Annotated in this window: 16 protein-coding genes; 8 read left to right on the plus strand and 8 right to left on the minus strand. The window is 71.6% G+C overall.

What is annotated here, in order from left to right; genetic code table 11:
• Positions 1-72: 72 nt before the first annotated feature.
• The 5 genes from hutH to ABZS61_RS30325 all read right to left on the minus strand — a co-directional run bounded on the left by hutH (position 73) and on the right by ABZS61_RS30325 (position 6534).
• Positions 73-1617 carry a histidine ammonia-lyase gene (gene hutH / locus ABZS61_RS30305; RefSeq protein WP_356428435.1) on the minus strand — a complete coding sequence of 515 codons (1545 nt, stop codon included), beginning with the start codon at positions 1615-1617 and terminating at the stop codon, positions 73-75.
• Positions 1618-1681: 64 nt separating this feature from the next.
• Positions 1682-2860 carry a GGDEF domain-containing protein gene (locus ABZS61_RS30310; protein WP_356428183.1) on the minus strand — a complete coding sequence of 393 codons (1179 nt, stop codon included), beginning with the start codon at positions 2858-2860 and terminating at the stop codon, positions 1682-1684.
• Positions 2861-2942: 82 nt separating this feature from the next.
• Complete coding sequence (locus ABZS61_RS30315) at positions 2943-3755, minus strand: enoyl-CoA hydratase-related protein (RefSeq protein WP_356428186.1); 813 nt, start codon at positions 3753-3755, stop codon at positions 2943-2945.
• 489 nt (positions 3756-4244) lie between these two features.
• The gene (locus ABZS61_RS30320) at positions 4245-5444 is read right to left on the minus strand and encodes an adenylate/guanylate cyclase domain-containing protein (protein WP_356428189.1); all 1200 of its coding nucleotides are present in this window, start codon (positions 5442-5444) and stop codon (positions 4245-4247) included.
• A gap of 181 nt (positions 5445-5625) precedes the next feature.
• A complete protein-coding gene (locus ABZS61_RS30325; protein ID WP_356428192.1) occupies positions 5626-6534 on the minus strand; it encodes a biotin--[acetyl-CoA-carboxylase] ligase in 909 nt (302 codons plus the stop codon).
• A gap of 175 nt (positions 6535-6709) precedes the next feature.
• Between ABZS61_RS30325 and ABZS61_RS30330 the strand changes: the two genes are divergently transcribed.
• From ABZS61_RS30330 to ABZS61_RS30345, 4 genes are all read left to right on the plus strand, one after another.
• Positions 6710-8290 carry an acyl-CoA carboxylase subunit beta gene (locus ABZS61_RS30330; protein WP_356428195.1) on the plus strand — a complete coding sequence of 527 codons (1581 nt, stop codon included), beginning with the start codon at positions 6710-6712 and terminating at the stop codon, positions 8288-8290.
• A gap of 15 nt (positions 8291-8305) precedes the next feature.
• Positions 8306-8512 carry an acyl-CoA carboxylase epsilon subunit gene (locus tag ABZS61_RS30335; RefSeq protein WP_356428197.1) on the plus strand — a complete coding sequence of 69 codons (207 nt, stop codon included), beginning with the start codon at positions 8306-8308 and terminating at the stop codon, positions 8510-8512.
• A gap of 83 nt (positions 8513-8595) precedes the next feature.
• Positions 8596-8724, plus strand: a complete 129-nt coding sequence (locus ABZS61_RS30340; protein WP_099174806.1) for a hypothetical protein — start codon at positions 8596-8598, stop codon at positions 8722-8724.
• A 95-nt stretch (positions 8725-8819) separates the two neighbouring features.
• The gene (locus ABZS61_RS30345) at positions 8820-9431 is read left to right on the plus strand and encodes a nucleoside triphosphate pyrophosphatase (protein WP_356428200.1); all 612 of its coding nucleotides are present in this window, start codon (positions 8820-8822) and stop codon (positions 9429-9431) included.
• 12 nt (positions 9432-9443) lie between these two features.
• Here the strand turns inward: ABZS61_RS30345 and ABZS61_RS30350 are convergent, their stop codons facing one another.
• On the minus strand, positions 9444-9908 hold the full coding sequence (locus ABZS61_RS30350; RefSeq protein ID WP_356428203.1) for a hypothetical protein: 465 nt from the start codon (positions 9906-9908) through the stop codon (positions 9444-9446).
• Between the two features lie 367 nt (positions 9909-10275).
• Between ABZS61_RS30350 and ABZS61_RS30355 the strand changes: the two genes are divergently transcribed.
• Together ABZS61_RS30355 and ABZS61_RS30360 are read left to right on the plus strand one after the other, a co-directional pair.
• The gene (locus ABZS61_RS30355; RefSeq protein ID WP_356428206.1) at positions 10276-12030 is read left to right on the plus strand and encodes a biotin carboxylase N-terminal domain-containing protein; all 1755 of its coding nucleotides are present in this window, start codon (positions 10276-10278) and stop codon (positions 12028-12030) included.
• A 108-nt stretch (positions 12031-12138) separates the two neighbouring features.
• Positions 12139-12750 carry a TetR/AcrR family transcriptional regulator gene (locus tag ABZS61_RS30360; protein WP_356428438.1) on the plus strand — a complete coding sequence of 204 codons (612 nt, stop codon included), beginning with the start codon at positions 12139-12141 and terminating at the stop codon, positions 12748-12750.
• A 45-nt stretch (positions 12751-12795) separates the two neighbouring features.
• Here the strand turns inward: ABZS61_RS30360 and ABZS61_RS30365 are convergent, their stop codons facing one another.
• Together ABZS61_RS30365 and ABZS61_RS30370 are read right to left on the minus strand one after the other, a co-directional pair.
• The gene (locus ABZS61_RS30365; protein WP_356428209.1) at positions 12796-13767 is read right to left on the minus strand and encodes a DeoR/GlpR family DNA-binding transcription regulator; all 972 of its coding nucleotides are present in this window, start codon (positions 13765-13767) and stop codon (positions 12796-12798) included.
• 209 nt (positions 13768-13976) lie between these two features.
• Entirely contained in the window at positions 13977-15416 is a 1440-nt protein-coding gene (locus ABZS61_RS30370) for an NAD(P)H-quinone dehydrogenase (protein WP_356428211.1), read from the minus strand.
• A 262-nt stretch (positions 15417-15678) separates the two neighbouring features.
• Here ABZS61_RS30370 and ABZS61_RS30375 point away from each other — a divergent pair, with 262 nt between their 5' ends.
• Entirely contained in the window at positions 15679-16116 is a 438-nt protein-coding gene (locus tag ABZS61_RS30375; protein ID WP_307125293.1) for a gamma-glutamylcyclotransferase, read from the plus strand.
• A gap of 149 nt (positions 16117-16265) precedes the next feature.
• Entirely contained in the window at positions 16266-17090 is an 825-nt protein-coding gene (locus ABZS61_RS30380) for a purine-nucleoside phosphorylase (protein ID WP_356428215.1), read from the plus strand.
• Positions 17091-17112 lie beyond the last annotated feature (22 nt).

Consider the following 17112-nt stretch of genomic DNA (forward strand, 5'->3'; position numbering starts at 1 on the left):
AATTGACCTTGCGCTGGGCGACGATCGGTACTCCGCACCCGCGGGTGCAACGGCCCTTCGGTGCGTACGGGGTCAGGCGAGCGGTCCGGTCACCGCCTCCGCGGTGGCGACCAGCTTCCCTTCCCGAACGAAGGCGTCGGCGGCTGCCAGGTCGGGCGAGAGGAAGCGGTCGGGGCCCGGCCCTTGGACACCGGCGGCACGCAGCGCCTCGATGACGGCCAGCGAGGCGGGCGCGGGGGCCAGCCCCTGGGCGGCGCGCAGTTCGACGGCGCGCGTGGCCGCGTACAGCTCGACGGCGACGATCCGCGCGAGGTTGGTGACGGCGGTACGGAGCTTGCGCGCGGCCGACCAGCCCATGGAGACGTGGTCCTCCTGCATCGCGGAGGAGGGGATCGAGTCGACGGACGCGGGAACCGCGAGCCGCTTCATCTCGCTGACCAGGGCGGCCTGCGTGTACTGGGCGATCATCAGCCCGGAGTCGACTCCGGCGTCGTCGGCGAGGAACGGCGGCAGACCGTGCGAGCGGTTCTTGTCCAGGAGCCGGTCGGTGCGGCGCTCGGTGATCGAGCCGAGGTCGGCGGCGACGATCGCCAGGAAGTCGAGCACGTACGCGACGGGCGCACCGTGGAAGTTGCCGTTGGACTCCACGCGGCCGTCCGGGAGCACGACGGGGTTGTCGACGGAGGAGGCCAGCTCACGGTCCGCGACGAGCCGCCCGTGCGTGAGGGTGTCGCGTCCCGCTCCGTTGACCTGGGGTGCGCAGCGTACGGAGTAGGCGTCCTGGACGCGGGGCGCGTCGTCCTGGTGGTGGCCGGTGAGGCCGGATCCGGCCAGCACCCGCAGCATGTTGTCGGCGGAGGCGCCCTGGCCCGGGTGGGGGCGGATGGCGTGGAGCTCGGGGGCGAGGACCTTCTCCGTGCCGAGGAGGCCTTCCAGGGAGAGCGCGGCGGTGATGTCCGCGGCGGTGTAGAGGTTCTTCAGGTCGGCGAGGGCCATGACGAGCATCCCGAGCATGCCGTCGGTGCCGTTGAGCAGGGCGAGGCCCTCCTTCTCGCGCAGCTCGACGGGCGTGATGCCGTGCTCGGCGAGGAGCTCACCGGCAGGGCGTACGACGCCGTCGGGGCCCTCCGCGTCGCCCTCGCCCATGAGGGTCAGGGCGCAGTGCGAGAGCGGGGCCAGGTCGCCGGAGCAGCCGAGCGAGCCGTATTCGTGCACGACGGGGGTGATGCCCGCGTTGAGCACGTCCGCCATGGTCTGCGCGACCTGGGGGCGTACGCCGGTGTGCCCGGAGGCGAGCGTCTTCAGCCTCAGGAACATCAGCGCCCGCACGACCTCGCGCTCCACGTGGGGGCCCATGCCCGCCGCGTGCGAGCGCACGATGTTGCGCTGCAGCTGCGCCCGGAGGTCCGGGCTGATGTGCCGGCTGGCGAGGGCGCCGAAGCCGGTGGAGACGCCGTAGACCGGCTCGGGCTTGGCGGCGAGCGCGTCGACGATCTCCCGGGCGGCGGCGAGGGCGTCGACGGCGTCCTGCGAGAGCTCGACACGGGCGCCCTCGCGGGCCACGGCGATGACGTCCTCGGCGGTGGTACCGGACGTCCCCACCACGACTGTATGCATATCCATATTCAGAAGCGTACGGACTGAATCTCGACATGTCACTAGTGGTCGTACGGTTGACCCCTTACCGATCCGGCAACCCGCTCTCGGGAGGCGGACTGCCGCGCAGCCTCCGGCGGTCGTGCGGCGACTTCGGCGGCGAGTCGGCGAGGCGGATCACCTCACCGTCGCGCCCCGCCACCACCGGCCTCCGGGAATGCGCCGCCTTGGCCTGGTACTGGGCCGCGTCGGCGAGCCGGAAGAGCCGGCGCGCGGAGCGTACGGGGCCGATCTCGTCGCCGGTCGAGGCGACCCCGCAGGCGACCCCGTTGCCGAGCTCCAGGGCGACGGCCCGCGCGCAGAGCTCCTCGGAGACCCGGACCACGTCGTCCGCCGTGGGCCCTACGGTCAGCAGGCAGAACTCGTCGCCGCCCAGCCGTGCCGCCAACGCCCCGGGAAGCATCGCCCCGCAGAGCGAGAGCACAGAGCCGAAACGTTCCAGCAGGCGGTCGCCGACCGCATGGCCATGGGTGTCGTTGACCGCCTTGAGGCCGTTCAGGTCGCAGACGACCAGGCTCACCACGGCATCCTCCGTACGGTGCCGCTCCACCGCCTCGTCGAGCCGGAGGTCGACGGCGCGACGGTTGGCGAGCCCGGTCAGCGGGTCGGTGAAGGCCAGCTTGCGGACCTCCTCCAGACGCTCGGTCTGGGCGATGCCCGCCGCGACGACGGCGGCCAGCACGGTGGCGAAGTCCGCGTCGTCCCGGTCGAACACCCGCGCACCGGCCGGACGCGCCACATACAGCTCGCCCCATGCCCTCCCGTGCAGCACGATCGGCGCCACCACGCAGCAGCCCCGCCCCCGCCGCCGCAGGGCCGCGACCCGCTGGTGGCAGTACGGGCGGGCGCCCCGGGCCGGGGCTCCGGCGGCCGGGCTGCCGTCGGCGGTCTCCACCCAGGCGTCCGGCTCGCCGCCGCCCGCCCAGCGCTCGTGCAGGAACTCGGTGATCTCCGGGAACTGATGGACGGGGTAGGCCTCCTCGTCGGGGTACTCCTCCTCCCCCTCGGCCCGCTCCCCCGCGTTCACCAGCACCCGCAGCCTGCCCCGGTCCCGCTCCCACACGGACAGGGCCGCGAAGCTGCCGCCCAGCGCCTCGCACGCGCCCAGCGCCGCGGCCCGCCAGGACTCGCGCGAGGTGTAGGCCGCCGCCATGGTCTGCGCCAGCGAAACCACGGCGCGCAGCCGCTCATCATCACCGCCCATCACCACAGCTTAGGGAGGTTTGTGATGATTTGATCAGTTGACAGCGCGGATGATCTTCAGAGCGCTCCGCCGGGCGCGGCCGTCACTCACCCGGCCAGTTCGGCTTCCGCTTCTCGTTGAACGCGGCCACGCCCTCGGCCCGGTCCCCGGAGAAGGCAACCGACCGCCAGGCCGCGTCCTCGACCTCGAGCCCCGCCCGCAGATCCAAACCCTGGCCGAGCCGCAGGGCCCGCTTCGCGGCGCGGAGACCCACCGGGGAGTTGACGGCGATCCGGCCGCCGAGCGCCAGCGCCTCGTCCCGGTCCAGGCCCGCGTCGACCAGCTCGTCCACCAGCCCCAGCTCACGCGCCTCGGCCGCCTCCACCCGCCGCGCGGAGAAGACCAGCTCCGCCGCGCGCGCAGCGCCGACCCGGCGGGGCAGCAACTGCGTACCGCCGCCGCCGGGAATGACACCGACGGACACCTCGGGCAGTCCGACCACGGCCGTGCGGTCGGCCACGATCACATCGCAGGCCAGCGCGAGCTCGAAGCCACCACCGAGGGCGAAGCCGTGCACGGCGGCGACCGTCGGCATCGGCAGTTCGAGCACACCCGTGTACGCGGCCCTCGCGGTGGGCCGCTGCCGCACCAGCTCGGCGTCCGTGAAGGAGTTCCGCTCCTTGAGGTCCGCGCCCACGCAGAAGGCCCGCTCATGACTGGAGGTGAGCACGGTGACGCGCACCCCCTGATCGGCGCCGAGCGCGGCACAGGCGGCCCCGATCGAACGAGCCATGTCGGTGGACACCGCGTTCATCGCCTTGGGCCGGTCGAGCACGAGCTCGGCCACATGCTCCTGGCCCTCGTGCCGCCGCACGACAACGAACTCCCCGAACCGCTGCTCCGACGTGACGGTCATGACTGCACCCCTCCGGTTAACGAGCGTTACCGGGGGATCCTAGGCGTCCGGCCCTCCCGACCCCAGCCCACCCGGCCACCCCGGCGTATGAGGGCACCCCCCGAGCCCACCCCGACCATCTCCAGCCCGCCGGCGCATGAGGCCACCCAGGAGCCCGACCACCCCCAGCCCGCTGACGCATGAGGGCATCTCTTGAGCCCACCCCGGCCACCCCCAGCCCGCCCGGCGCTTGAGGGCACCCTGAGCCCGACCAACCCCGGCCCGCCGGCGCATGAGGCCACCCAGGAGCCCGACCACCCCAAGCCCGCCCGGCGTTTGAGGGCACCCTGAGCCCACCCCGGCCACCCCAGCCCACCCGGCGCTTGAGGGCATCTTTTGAGCCCGTCCGGCGATTGAGGACCCGGGACCCCGGGGGCGGAGCCCACGGTTTCGCGAAGGGGCGGGTAGGGGACAGGCCCGCCGCAGGCGCCACCCGCACCCCCCACCGCGTCAGGACGCCGGCTTACCCCGCCGCGCCAGCAACCACGGCTCCACCACGCCCAGCCCCCGCACAGGCCGCTGCCACATCGGCTGCAACCCAAATCGGTACGTCGGCAGCGGCGGCTCCTCCTCCACCGGCCGGCCCTCCTTCTCGGCCAGCCGCGCCCGCTCGGCCGCCGCCGCGACCACCTCGGCCGCCTGGGCCTCGGAGGCGGGGGCGTCACCGGTCCGCGTCAGCTCCTGGGCGAACGCGCTGTCGACCAGCACGGCGTCCTTCGGCGCTATCGAGGTCAGCCGGCTGGCCAGATTCACCGTCGTCCCGAACACATCGCCCATCCGGGTGGTGACCGTGCCGAACGCGATGCCCACCCGCAGGGCGGGCATCGTGGTGTCCTGCGCCATCGCCTCGACCAGCCGGAGCGCTATCTCACCCGCCGTGCCCGCGTCGTCCGCGGCGAAGAGGACCTCGTCGCCCAGTGTCTTGATCAGCCGTCCGCCGTGGGCGGCGACCAGGTCGGCGGAGGTCGTCTCGAAGGCCTCGACGAGCTCACCGAGCTCCTCCTCCTCCAGCCGCCGGGTCAGCCGTGTGAAGCCGACGAGGTCGGCGAAGCCCACGGCGAGCCGGCGGTCGACCATCTCCTCGTCGTCGGCGGCCTGCACGACCCGGCCGGTGGCGGCGGCCAGCTGGCGCCGCCACACGTACACGAGGAATTCCTGCAGCTCGGGCAGGAGCAGCTCGACCAGCGGATAGGTGACCTCGGTACGCGTCATACCGGGCTCGGGGGGCTCGGTCAGCCCTTCCAGGAAGGAGTCGATCTGCCACTCCGCGAGCCGCGCGGTCGTCTGCCCGGTCGACCGGGCCACCTGGATCGCCATCGGCTCGCTGAGCAGCCCGGCCTCCACGAGGCCCGCCAGGCGCCGCAGCGCCAGCACGTCCGCTTCGGTGAGCGCCTTGGCCTGCCCGATGTCGGCGAAGCCCATGGCTCGCCAGAACCGGGACGCCAGGTCCATGGAGACCCCGGCGGTCCTGGCCGCCTGGAACGGCGTGTAGCGCCGGTCCGCCCCCAGGATCAGCTGTTCCAGCCGGATCGCGAGAGGGTCGTCGGTCGGTTCGGCCGTGTGGTCGACTTCGTGATGCGGTGTCGCGTGGACCGAGGCTCCCGGCGGGGGCTCCGCGCCCGCGCCTGAGTTCGTGTCGTCGACGGTCACCGGCCGCCTCCTGCCCGTTCCCTGCGCACTGCCCTGCCGATCTGTCGCTGGATCGCCTCCACGATACGGCAGGTGTGCCCCAGCTCACGTCCCCGGTTGCCCGGTTCGGGTGCGTCGTGAGAGACATCGTCCGCAATCGCCCGTGCCGTCCGCGCCGTGCGTACGCCGGCGCCGGCCCGGTTCAGGTCAGCCCGCCCTCCGCTCCGCGCAGATGGACGATGTCACCGGCGGAAACGGGTTCCTGGAGCCCGTCCCCGGTGGCCAGGACCAGCCGCCCGTCGCCGTCGATCGCGACGGCCTCGCCGACGACGGACCGGTCGCCGGGCAGCTCGGCCCGCACCGTGCGGTCCAGGGTGGCGCAGCCTGCCGCGTACGCGGCCTGGAGGCCGCTCTCGGCGGCGTCGCCCTTCGCTTCGCGCCACCGGCCGTACCACTCCTCCAGAGAGCGCAGGACGGCCCGCAGCAACGTCTCCCGGTCGGTCGACACGGCCCCGGCGAGCGCCAGCGAACCTGCCTGGGGGGCGGGGAGCTCGGCCGCGCGCAGGGAGACGTTGAGTCCGATACCGATGACGACGCCGTCACCGGCCCGTTCGGCGAGGATGCCGCCGGTCTTGCGCTCCGCGCCGGGCGGGGTCCCGGTCTCCCCGGGGCGGGTGCCGGAGCCCGTCGGAATGGTCACCAGGAGGTCGTTGGGCCATTTCAGTGCCATGTCGACGCCGGCGGACTGCGCGAGAGCCGTCGCGGTCGCCACACCGGCCAGCAGCGGCAGCCAGCCCCAGCGCTCGGGGGGCACGTCACCGGGGGTCAGGTAGACCGAGAAGAACAGCCCCGACCGGGGCGGTGCCGTCCAGCTGCGGTCCAGTCGCCCGCGGCCCGCGGTCTGCTCCTCGGCGACCAGCACGGTGCCCTCGGCCAGTCCGGAGGCGGCCCGTGCCGCGAGGTCGGAGTTGGTGGAGCCGGTCGTCCCGACGATGTCCAGCGAGGTCCACAGGCCGCCCGGTCTCAGCAGTCCGCGGCGCAGCGCGGCGGCGTTCAGAGGCGGTCTGTCGAGGTCCGACCAGCGGTTGTGTGGCGCATCCGGAGGTGTCATGCAACCCACATTAGGTGTGGGCAACGACGCACTGCCGAACCGTATGCGCGCCGATACGCTACGGATCAGTAGCTAACACCAGCCGACGAGCCGGTAGCCGTCGAGCACTTTTAGGTCCAGCACCTTTACTGGATGTACCAGCCGTCCCCGTGACCAGGCAGGGAGCCGCCACCCGATGTCCGAGCCGCAGAGCGACATCCACACGACCGCGGGCAAGATCGAGGATCTGCAGCGCCGTATCGACGAGGCCACGCACGCAGGTTCCGCACGCGCCGTCGAAAAGCAGCACGCCAAGGGCAAGTTGACCGCCCGTGAGCGCGTCGAGCTCCTGCTCGACGAAGGTTCCTTCGTGGAGCTCGACGAGTTCGCACGGCACCGGTCGACGAATTTCGGCATCGAGAAGAACCGCCCTTACGGCGACGGTGTCGTCACCGGCTACGGCACCGTGGACGGTCGCCCCGTCTGCGTGTACTCGCAGGACTTCACGATCTTCGGCGGCTCGCTCGGCGAGGTCTACGGCGAGAAGATCGTGAAGGTCATGGACTTCGCGATGAAGACCGGCTGCCCGGTCATCGGCATCAACGACGGCGGCGGCGCCCGCATCCAGGAGGGTGTGGCCGCCCTCGGCCTGTTCGCCGAGATCTTCCGCCGCAACGTGCACGCCTCGGGTGTCGTCCCGCAGATCTCCCTGATCGTGGGGCCGTGCGCGGGCGGGGCGGTCTACTCCCCCGCGATCACCGACTTCACGGTCATGGTCGACCAGACCTCGCACATGTTCATCACCGGACCCGACGTCATCAAGACCGTCACCGGTGAGGACGTCGGCTTCGAGGAACTGGGCGGCGCCCGCACGCACAACACCACCTCCGGTGTCGCGCACCACATGGCGGGCGACGAGAAGGACGCCATCGAGTACGTCAAGTCCCTGCTGTCCTACCTCCCGTCGAACAACCTCTCGGAAGCTCCGGCCTTCCCCGAGGAAGCCGACCTGGAGACCACGGACGAGGACCGCGAGCTCGACACCCTCATCCCGGACTCCGCGAACCAGCCGTACGACATGCACACCGCCATCGAGCACGTGCTCGACGAGGGCGAGTTCCTGGAGACCCAGGCCCTGTTCGCGCCGAACATCATCACGGGCTTCGGCCGCATCGAAGGCTACCCCGTCGGCATCGTCGCCAACCAGCCGATGCAGTTCGCCGGCTGTCTGGACATCAACGCCAGCGAGAAGGCCGCGCGCTTCGTCCGCACCTGCGACGCCTTCAACGTGCCGGTCCTGACCTTCGTGGACGTCCCCGGCTTCCTGCCGGGCGTCGACCAGGAGTACGGCGGCATCATCCGCCGCGGCGCCAAGCTGATCTACGCCTACGCCGAGGCGACCGTCCCGCTGATCACGGTCATCACCCGCAAGGCCTTCGGCGGCGCCTACGACGTCATGGGCTCCAAGCACCTGGGCGCCGACCTCAACCTGGCCTGGCCGACCGCACAGATCGCGGTCATGGGCGCCCAGGGCGCGGTCAACATCCTGCACCGCCGCACCATCGCCGCCGCCGACGACCCCGAGACGACCCGCGCCGAACTGATGGCCGACTACGAGGACGCCCTCCTCAACCCCTACGTCGCCGCCGAACGAGGCTACGTCGACGCGGTCATCATGCCTTCCGACACCCGGGCCCACCTCGTCAAGGGCCTGCGCCAGCTCCGCACCAAGCGCGAGTCGCTGCCCCCGAAGAAGCACGGCAACATTCCCCTCTAGGCACCGGGAGCCACCATGATCAAGGTCGTACGGGGCAATCCCACCCCGGAGGAACTGGCTGCCGCCCTGGCGGTCGTCCGGGCGCGTGCCGCGGCGGGTGCCGCGCTGCCGTCCGGCGATCCGATGCCTCCCGAGCAGTGGTCCGACCCGGGCCGTGTCGCGCGCCGCGGGGCGCTGCGTCCGGGCCCGCGGTCCTGGGCCCGGACGTACTGGCCCGTCTGACGGGGAGCGCTGAGTCGCACGGTTGCGGCGCCTGAGTACGGGTACTCAGGCGCCGCAGCCGTCCCCGGGCCACCATCGGAACCATGCTGTGGTCCGACCCCGAGAACAAGCCGCCGAAGGAACTGCGCGACGCCCAGGACATGATGCGCCGCGCGGGCCTGCTGCTCGCCCTGGCCATGGTCGTCGCGATGTTCGTCCTGGGCACCCGCTGAGCCCCCGTCACGAGGGACCCCGGTCCGGGTCGCGGTGCCGAGCCCGTGTCTCAGGGGCCGAGTCCGGGTCACGAGGGCACCGGGTCCCTTCTACGATGGCCGCTATGACTGATCAGCGCCGCCTCGTGCTCGCCTCCGCCTCCCCCGCCCGTCTCGGCCTCCTACGTCAGGCGGGCTTCGCCCCCGAGGTGATCGTCAGCGGCGTGGACGAGGACGCGCTCTCGGCCCCGACACCGGCGGAGCTGGCGCTCGTGCTGGCCGAGGCCAAGGCCGCCGCCGTCGCGGCCCGTCCCGAGGCCTCCGGCGCGCTGGTCATCGGCTGCGACTCCGTCCTCGAGCTGGACGGTGAGGCGCTCGGCAAGCCCGCCGACAGCGAGGAGGCCACGGCACGCTGGAAGTCCATGCGCGGCCGGGCCGGCGTCCTGCAGACCGGGCACAGCGTGATCGACGCGGCGACCGGCCGTACGGCGTCGGCGACCGCGTCCACCGTCGTCAGGTTCGGCGAGCCGACCGACGCCGAGGTGGCCGCCTACGTCGCCTCCGGCGAGCCGCTCCATGTCGCGGGCGCGTTCACCCTGGACGGCCGCTCGGCGCCCTTCGTCGAGTCGATCGAGGGCGACCACGGCAATGTCATCGGGCTCTCGCTGCCCCTGCTGCGCCGACTGCTCGGCGAACTCGGCATCTCCGTCACCGAGTTGTGGGTCTGAGCGGACCCGGTTTCACGCCGGCGCGGGCGCCCCGGCTCCGGCGCCGCTCCCGCTGGTGCCGGCCTCCTTCTCGTCGCTGCCCGTCTCACGGCGCCCGTACGCCACCAGGGTCAGCACGATCAGCCCCAGGACGACCATCATGAAGGCGAACGCGGTCCAGCCGACCAGGCCGACCACCACGGCGCCCAGCACCCCGTGCACGACCGCGCACCCGATGAGGGCGATCCTGGCGATCCGGCCCGGCGCGCGGTCACGGATACCGGCCAGCAGCGGGATCAGACCGCACGCCACCAGCAGGAGCCCGGAGAAGCCACCCATCACCCACGTGCCGGTGGACATCACGTCCGGGTCCATGCCCGCCAGGGACATCTTCTGATTGTCGACGACCGTTGCGAGGATGCCGTTGATGAGCACGATGCCCGCGGCTTCCCCGAAAAGAACGATCGCGGTTATGACGGCCACTGATCTGCGCACCACGGCGCCCACCCCCTGTTACCTGTAGTACCTGCGATACAGCGCGGACCCTACTAACCGGTAATCCTTCGGACAAGGGGTCGCGCAGTCCTCGCGCCACCTCGTACGTTCGGCAAAGATTCCCTCGGCCGTTCGTAGGGTGTCCACAAAGAAACACTGCATGTGGCTGACCGTACGAACAGAGACTTGGACCACACCTCGTGGCTACTGTGCGGTTAAGGATCGCGGCGTACCGTGGTGCGACAAGGGATTTCGCGACTCGAGCAAGCCTCGAATCACACTCCGTGTGGGCAAGTTCACCTTTGGGGACGGGTCGTACGGCCGTGTCGGTAGTCCCTAAACTCAGCTTGTTCTCAAGGAGGGAGTCATCGTGCGCAAGGTGCTCATCGCCAACCGTGGCGAAATCGCTGTCCGCGTTGCTCGGGCTTGCCAGGATGCCGGAATCGCGAGCGTAGCCGTCTACGCCGATCCGGACCGGGATGCTCTGCATGTCCGCGCGGCCGACGAGGCGTTCGCTCTGGGCGGTGACACCCCGGCAGCCAGCTACCTGGACATGGGCAAGGTCCTCCAGGCGGCCAAGGACTCCGGGGCCGACGCGATCCACCCCGGCTACGGCTTCCTCTCGGAGAACGCCGAGTTCGCCCAGGCCGTCCTGGACGCCGGCCTGACCTGGATCGGCCCGCCCCCGCAGGCCATCCGCGACCTCGGCGACAAGGTCGCCGCCCGGCACATCGCCCAGCGCGCCGGCGCCCCGCTCGTCGCCGGCACCCCCGACCCGGTCTCCGGGTCCGCGGAGGTCGTCGCGTTCGCCGAGCAGAACGGGCTGCCCGTCGCGATCAAGGCCGCCTTCGGCGGTGGCGGGCGCGGCCTGAAGGTCGCCCGCACCCTCGAGGAGATCCCGGAGCTGTACGACTCCGCGGTCCGTGAGGCCGTCGCCGCGTTCGGGCGCGGTGAGTGCTTCGTGGAGCGCTACCTCGACAAGCCGCGGCACGTGGAGACCCAGTGCCTGGCCGACTCCCACGGCAACGTGGTCGTCGTCTCCACCCGTGACTGCTCGCTGCAGCGCCGCCACCAGAAGCTCGTCGAGGAAGCCCCCGCACCGTTCCTCTCCGAGGCGCAGAACGCGGAGCTGTACGCCGCGTCCAAGGCGATCCTGAAGGAGGCCGGCTACGTCGGCGCGGGCACCGTGGAGTTCCTCGTCGGTGTCGACGGCACCATCTCCTTCCTCGAGGTCAACACCCGCCTCCAGGTCGAACACCCGGTCACCGAGGAGGTCACCGGCCTCGACCTCGTCCGGGAGATGTTCCGCATCGCCGACGGCGAGGAGCTCGGCTACGGCGACCCGGCGGTTCGCGGTCACTCGTTCGAGTTCCGGATCAACGGCGAGGACCCGGGCCGCGGCTTCCTGCCCGCCCCCGGCACCGTCACCGTCTTCAACCCGCCCTCGGGTCCGGGTGTCCGTCTCGACGCGGGCGTCGAGTCCGGCAGTGTCATCGGCCCCGCCTGGGACTCCCTGCTCGCCAAGCTCGTCGTGACCGGTGCGACGCGTGAGCAGGCGCTCCAGCGCGCAGCCCGCGCACTGGCCGAGTTCACCGTCGAGGGCATGGCGACGGCCATCCCCTTCCACCGGGCCGTCGTCGTCGACCCGGCGTTCACCGCCGACCCGTTCCGCGTCCACACCCGGTGGATCGAGACGGAGTTCGTCAACGACATCCCCGCCTTCGCCGTCCCCGCCGACATCGAAGCGGACGAGGAGTCGGGCCGCGAGACCGTCGTCGTCGAGGTCGGCGGCAAGCGCCTCGAGGTCTCCCTGCCCTCCTCGCTCGGCATGAGCCTGGCCCGCACCGGCCTCGCCGCCGGCGCCAAGCCCAAGCGTCGCGCCGCGAAGAAGGCCGGCTCCGCCGCCTCCGGTGACACCCTCGCCTCACCCATGCAGGGCACCATCGTGAAGATCGCCGTCGAAGAGGGCCAGGAAGTCAAGGAAGGCGACCTCATCGTCGTCCTCGAAGCGATGAAGATGGAACAGCCCCTCAACGCCCACCGCTCCGGCACCGTCAAGGGCCTGTCGGCGGAGGTCGGCAGCTCCATCTCCTCCGGCGCCCCCATCTGCGAGATCAAGGACTGAGGGCTCTTCTCCTCCCCGAGGGCCCGGTCGCTGTCGATGACGTACCCGACAGCGACCGGGCCCTCGGTGGCATCCTGGACGCAGGGCGGAGACCAGGAGGACAGCGCGATGGCGATGAGCACGGCACGGACACCGGACCGGCCGATGCGCGCCGACGCGCGCCGCAACTACGAGCGACTGGTCGGCGAGGCGCGCACGTCCTTCGCCGAGCACGGTACGGATGCCTCGCTCGAGGACATCGCCCGGCGGGCGGAGGTCGGCATCGGCACGCTGTACCGGCACTTCCCGAACCGGCACGCGCTGATGAACGCGGTGTTCCAGGAAGCCCTGGCCTCACTGCTCGCCCGCTCCCGCGAACTGGCGGAGGCGGAGCAGCCGTGCAGGGCGCTGGTGGAGTGGCTGGGCGCGATCGTCACCCATGCCGGTGAGTACCGCGGCCTGGCGCAGGCGCTCATGTCGGCTTCGGGCGACGCGACTTCGGCCCTGGCGCCGTGCAATGTGCCCCTGCGTCAGGCGGGGGCGCGGCTGCTGGCGCGGGCCCAGGCGAGCGGTTCGGTGCGGGCGGATGTCTCGATCGACGATCTGCTGCAGCTGACGAACGCGATCGCGCTGGCGGCCGAGCAGACTCCGTCGGATCCCGGCCTGGCCGACCGCCTTCTGATGCTGACGCTCCAGGGCCTGAAGGGCGGGGAGGCCACGCCCGGCCCACGGGGCGGCTGAGGCCCTCCCCGGGTCACGGACGGAGGGAAGCCGCTCGTGCCCCCGCTACCGCCGCCGCAGGTCCGCCACCCGGGCACGCTCCCCCGGCCCCTGCTCGGCCAGCGCCGCCGCGCTCCGCAACTGCGGTGGCCCCAGTCCCGAGTGGCCCCCCGGCTGGGTGCGACGTTGGCCCGGCAGCGGCATGTCCCGTCGAGGCCGGTGGCCCTGACCGCTGTCACCGCCGGACGACTCCGCGTCGGGTCCCGCGACCGTGATCTCCACGCCCTGGTCCGCCAGAGCCTGCAGCTCGGTGGCGGCACGCTCGTCGTGGACCGGCGGTTCGTCGGTCACCAGTCGGGTGATCAGCTCCGTGGGGACCGTCTGGAACATGGTGTCGGAGCCGAGCTTGGTGTGGTCCGCGAGCACCACCACCTCCGCCGCCGCCTGCACCAGCGCCCGGTCGACGCTCGCCGAGAGCATGTTGGACGTGGACAGTCCGCGCTCGGCGGTCAGCCCGCTCCCGGAGAGGAACGCGCGGGACACCCGCAGCCCCTGGAGGGACTGCTCGGCCCCGCTGCCCACGAGCGCGTAGTTGCTCCCGCGCAGCGTGCCGCCGGTCATCACCACTTCCACCCGGTTGGCATGGGCCAACGCCTGGGCGACGAGCAGCGAGTTGGTGACCACCGTCAGACCGGGAACACGCGCGAGCCGGCGGGCCAGCTCCTGCGTGGTCGTTCCGGCGCCGACCACGATGGCCTCGCCTTCACCGACGAGGCCGGCGGCCAGGTCGGCGATAGCCGTTTTCTCCGCGGTGGAGAGATGGGATTTCTGCGGAAAGCCGGACTCCCGCGTAAAACCGCCCGGCAAAACCGCACCGCCATGCCGGCGGTCGAGGAGTCCTTCTGCCTCCAGTGCCCGCACGTCCCGCCGTACGGTCACTTCGGAGGTCTGGACGACGCGGGCGAGCTCACGGAGCGATACCGCCCCGTTGGCGCGCACCATTTCGAGGATCAACTGACGACGTTCTGCAGCGAACACGGAACTGACAGTAACCTGGCCGTAGGTTGCTTTTCAGCAGTTTGCGCCGAATAAGAGAAGTTGTACATGCGCAGGGCCCCCTAGTGGTATAGGAGGCCCTGGTGTTGTTCTCGAGTTGTCCGGGAGATGCCGGGGAGATGCACGAACGCCCTGTCAGGACGCCGGGGTTGCCGGGGATCGCCGCTTCGCCGGCAGTCCCTCGGCTCCTGCTACGCCTCGCCCGCCCGCTTACGGGTGTGCAACTGCCGGGCCACTTCCGCGATCGATCCGGACAGGGACGGGTACACGGTGAACGCGTTCGCGATCTGTTCCACCGTCAGATTGTTGTCGACCGCGATCGAGATCGGATGGATCAGCTCGCTGGCCCTCGGCGCGACGACACAGCCGCCGACCACGATGCCGGTGCCGGGGCGGCAGAAGATCTTGACGAAGCCGTCCCGGATGCCCTGCATCTTGGCGCGCGGGTTGCGCAGCAGCGGCAGCTTCACGACGCGGGCGTCGATCTTCCCGGAGTCGACGTCGGCCTGGCTGTACCCGACCGTGGCGATCTCGGGGTCGGTGAAGACGTTGGAGGAGACCGTCTTCAGGTCCAGCGGAGCCACCGCGTCCCCGAGGAAGTGGTACATCGCGATCCGGCCCTGCATCGCGGCGACGGAGGCCAGCGCGAAGATGCCGGTGACGTCGCCGGCCGCGTAGACGCCGGGGGCGCTCGTGCGGGAGACGCGGTCGGTACGGATGTGACCGGACTCCTTGAGCAGGACCCCGGACTCCTCCAGGCCCATCCCCGCGGTGTTGGGGATCGCGCCGACGGCCATCAGGCAGTGCGTACCGGAGATGACGCGGCCGTCGGCCAGCGTGACCTCGACGCGGTCTCCGACGCGCTTCGCGGACTGGGCCCGGGAGCGGGCCATGACGTTCATTCCACGGCGCCGGAAGACGTCCTCCAGGACGGCTGCGGCGTCCGGGTCCTCGCCCGGGAGGACCCGGTCGCGGGAGGAGACGAGGGTGACGCGGGAGCCGAGCGCCTGGTAGGCGCCGGCGAACTCGGCGCCGGTCACACCGGAGCCGACCACGATGAGTTCCTCGGGGAGCTCGTCCAGGTCGTAGACCTGGGTCCAGTTCAGGATGCGCTCGCCGTCGGGCAGGGCGTCCGGGATCTCCCGGGGGTGGGCGCCCGTCGCTATCAGGACGGCGTCGGCGGTGAGGTGCTCCTCGGTGCCGTCGGCCGCGGTCACCACGACCTGGCGGGAGCCGTCGGCGGCCTGGAGGCCCTCGAGGCGGCCGCGCCCGCGCATGACCCGGGCGCCGGCGCGGGTGACGGAGGCGGTGATGTCGTGGGACTGGGCGAGCGCCAGGCGCTTGACCCGTCGGTTGACCTTGCCGAGGTCGACACCGACCACGCGCGCCGCCTGCTCTATGTGCGGCGTGTCGTCGGCGACGATGATGCCCAGTTCCTCGTACGAGGAGTCGAAGGTGGTCATCACCTCGGCCGTCGCGATCAGGGTCTTCGAAGGAACGCAGTCGGTGAGTACCGACGCGCCGCCGAGGCCGTCGCAGTCGACGACGGTCACCTCGGCGCCGAGCTGGGCGCCCACCAGTGCCGCCTCGTAGCCGCCGGGGCCACCGCCGATGATCACGATCCGGGTCACGAAAAGTCCGCCTCGCGTGGTGTCTTCCCGCGGCCGTCTGCCGCCCCGGCCGGGGGTCCGGGGGATCGCCCCGGGGAATGCAGTACGTAATTCATTGTCCCGCACGCGCCAAGGTGCTTCGCCCCGGGGCCCTCCATACGGGAACGAGGCCGATCGCGCCACGGCCTCCGGGCCCGATGGCACCACCCGCCACGACGCCCCGGCCGGGGGCTTCCTCACAGGATTCGGCACGCGCCCCGTCACCTCCCGTACCCTCGACCCCATGTCGCTCTACGCCGCGTACGCCGGCAACCTCGACGCGCGGCTGATGACGCGCCGCGCTCCGCATTCCCCGCTGCGCGGCACCGGCTGGCTCAACGGCTGGCGGCTGACGTTCGGCGGGGAGCAGATGGGTTGGGAGGGCGCGCTCGCCACGGTCGTGGAGGCGCCCCGCTCCCAGGTTTTCGTCGCGCTGTACGACCTGGCTCCGATGGACGAGGACTCCATGGACCGCTGGGAGGGTGTCGGCCTCGACATCTACCGGCGGATGCGGGTGCGCGTGCACACCCTGGACGGCGAGGAGCCGGCCTGGATGTACGTGCTGAACGGCTACGAGGGCGGGCTGCCGTCGGCCCGCTATCTGGGCGAGGTGGCCGATGCCGCCGAGTCCGCGGGCGCACCGCACGACTATGTGATGGGTCTGCGAAAGCACCCCTGCTGAGCCGTCGCGGAACCTGTGCCGTTCCTCTGCCGGGCGGCGCCCCAGGGGGCACTCCCGCACCGCTTTCGTACGAAAGTACGAGTACGACAGGCCAGACTCTGAACCTGCGCATCTACGCGCGTAGGGATTCACCGGTTACCCTCATCCGCGTGAACGCATCTGTTATTCCGGACCACATCCAGGGCGACCCCCACGTCGCCGCAGCCGACGCCGCCGCCCGCCTGCGCGAGCTCACCGGTGCCGAGACCCACGACGTCGCCCTCGTGATGGGCTCCGGGTGGGCCCCCGCCGGCGATGCGCTCGGCGCGCCGGAGGCCGAGTTCCCGGTGACCGCACTGCCCGGGTTCCCGGCGCCCGCGGTGGAGGGGCACGGCGGCACGATCCGCTCCTACCGGATCGGTGAGAAGCGCGCCCTGGTGTTCCTCGGCCGCACGCACTACTACGAGGGCCGCGGCGTCGCCGCCGTCGCCCACGGTGTCCGCACGGCCGTTGCCGCGGGCTGCAAGACCATCGTCCTGACGAACGGCTGCGGCGGTCTCCGCGAGGGCATGCGCCCCGGACAGCCCGTGCTCATCAGCGACCACATCAACTTCACGGCGGCGTCGCCGATCATCGGCGCCAACTTCGTCGACCTGACCGACCTGTACTCGCCGCGGCTGCGCGCGCTGTGCAAGGAGATCGACGAGACGCTCGAAGAGGGCGTGTACGTGCAGTTCCCCGGCCCGCACTACGAGACTCCGGCCGAGATCAACATGGTGCGCGTGATGGGCGGTGACCTCGTCGGCATGTCCACCGTGCTGGAGGCCATCGCGGCACGTGAGGCGGGCGCGGAGGTGCTGGGGATCTCCCTGGTCACGAACCTGGCCGCCGGCCTGAGCGGGGAACCCCTCAACCACGAAGAGGTCCTCCAGGCAGGCCGGGACTCGGCCGCCCGGATGGGTTCGCTGCTGGCCCGGGTCCTCGACCGGATCTGAGCAGGATCGGCTTCGCCGGCGT

The sequence above is a fragment of the Streptomyces sp. NPDC005566 genome (genome assembly GCF_040605575.1).
Taxonomy (GTDB): domain Bacteria; phylum Actinomycetota; class Actinomycetes; order Streptomycetales; family Streptomycetaceae; genus Streptomyces.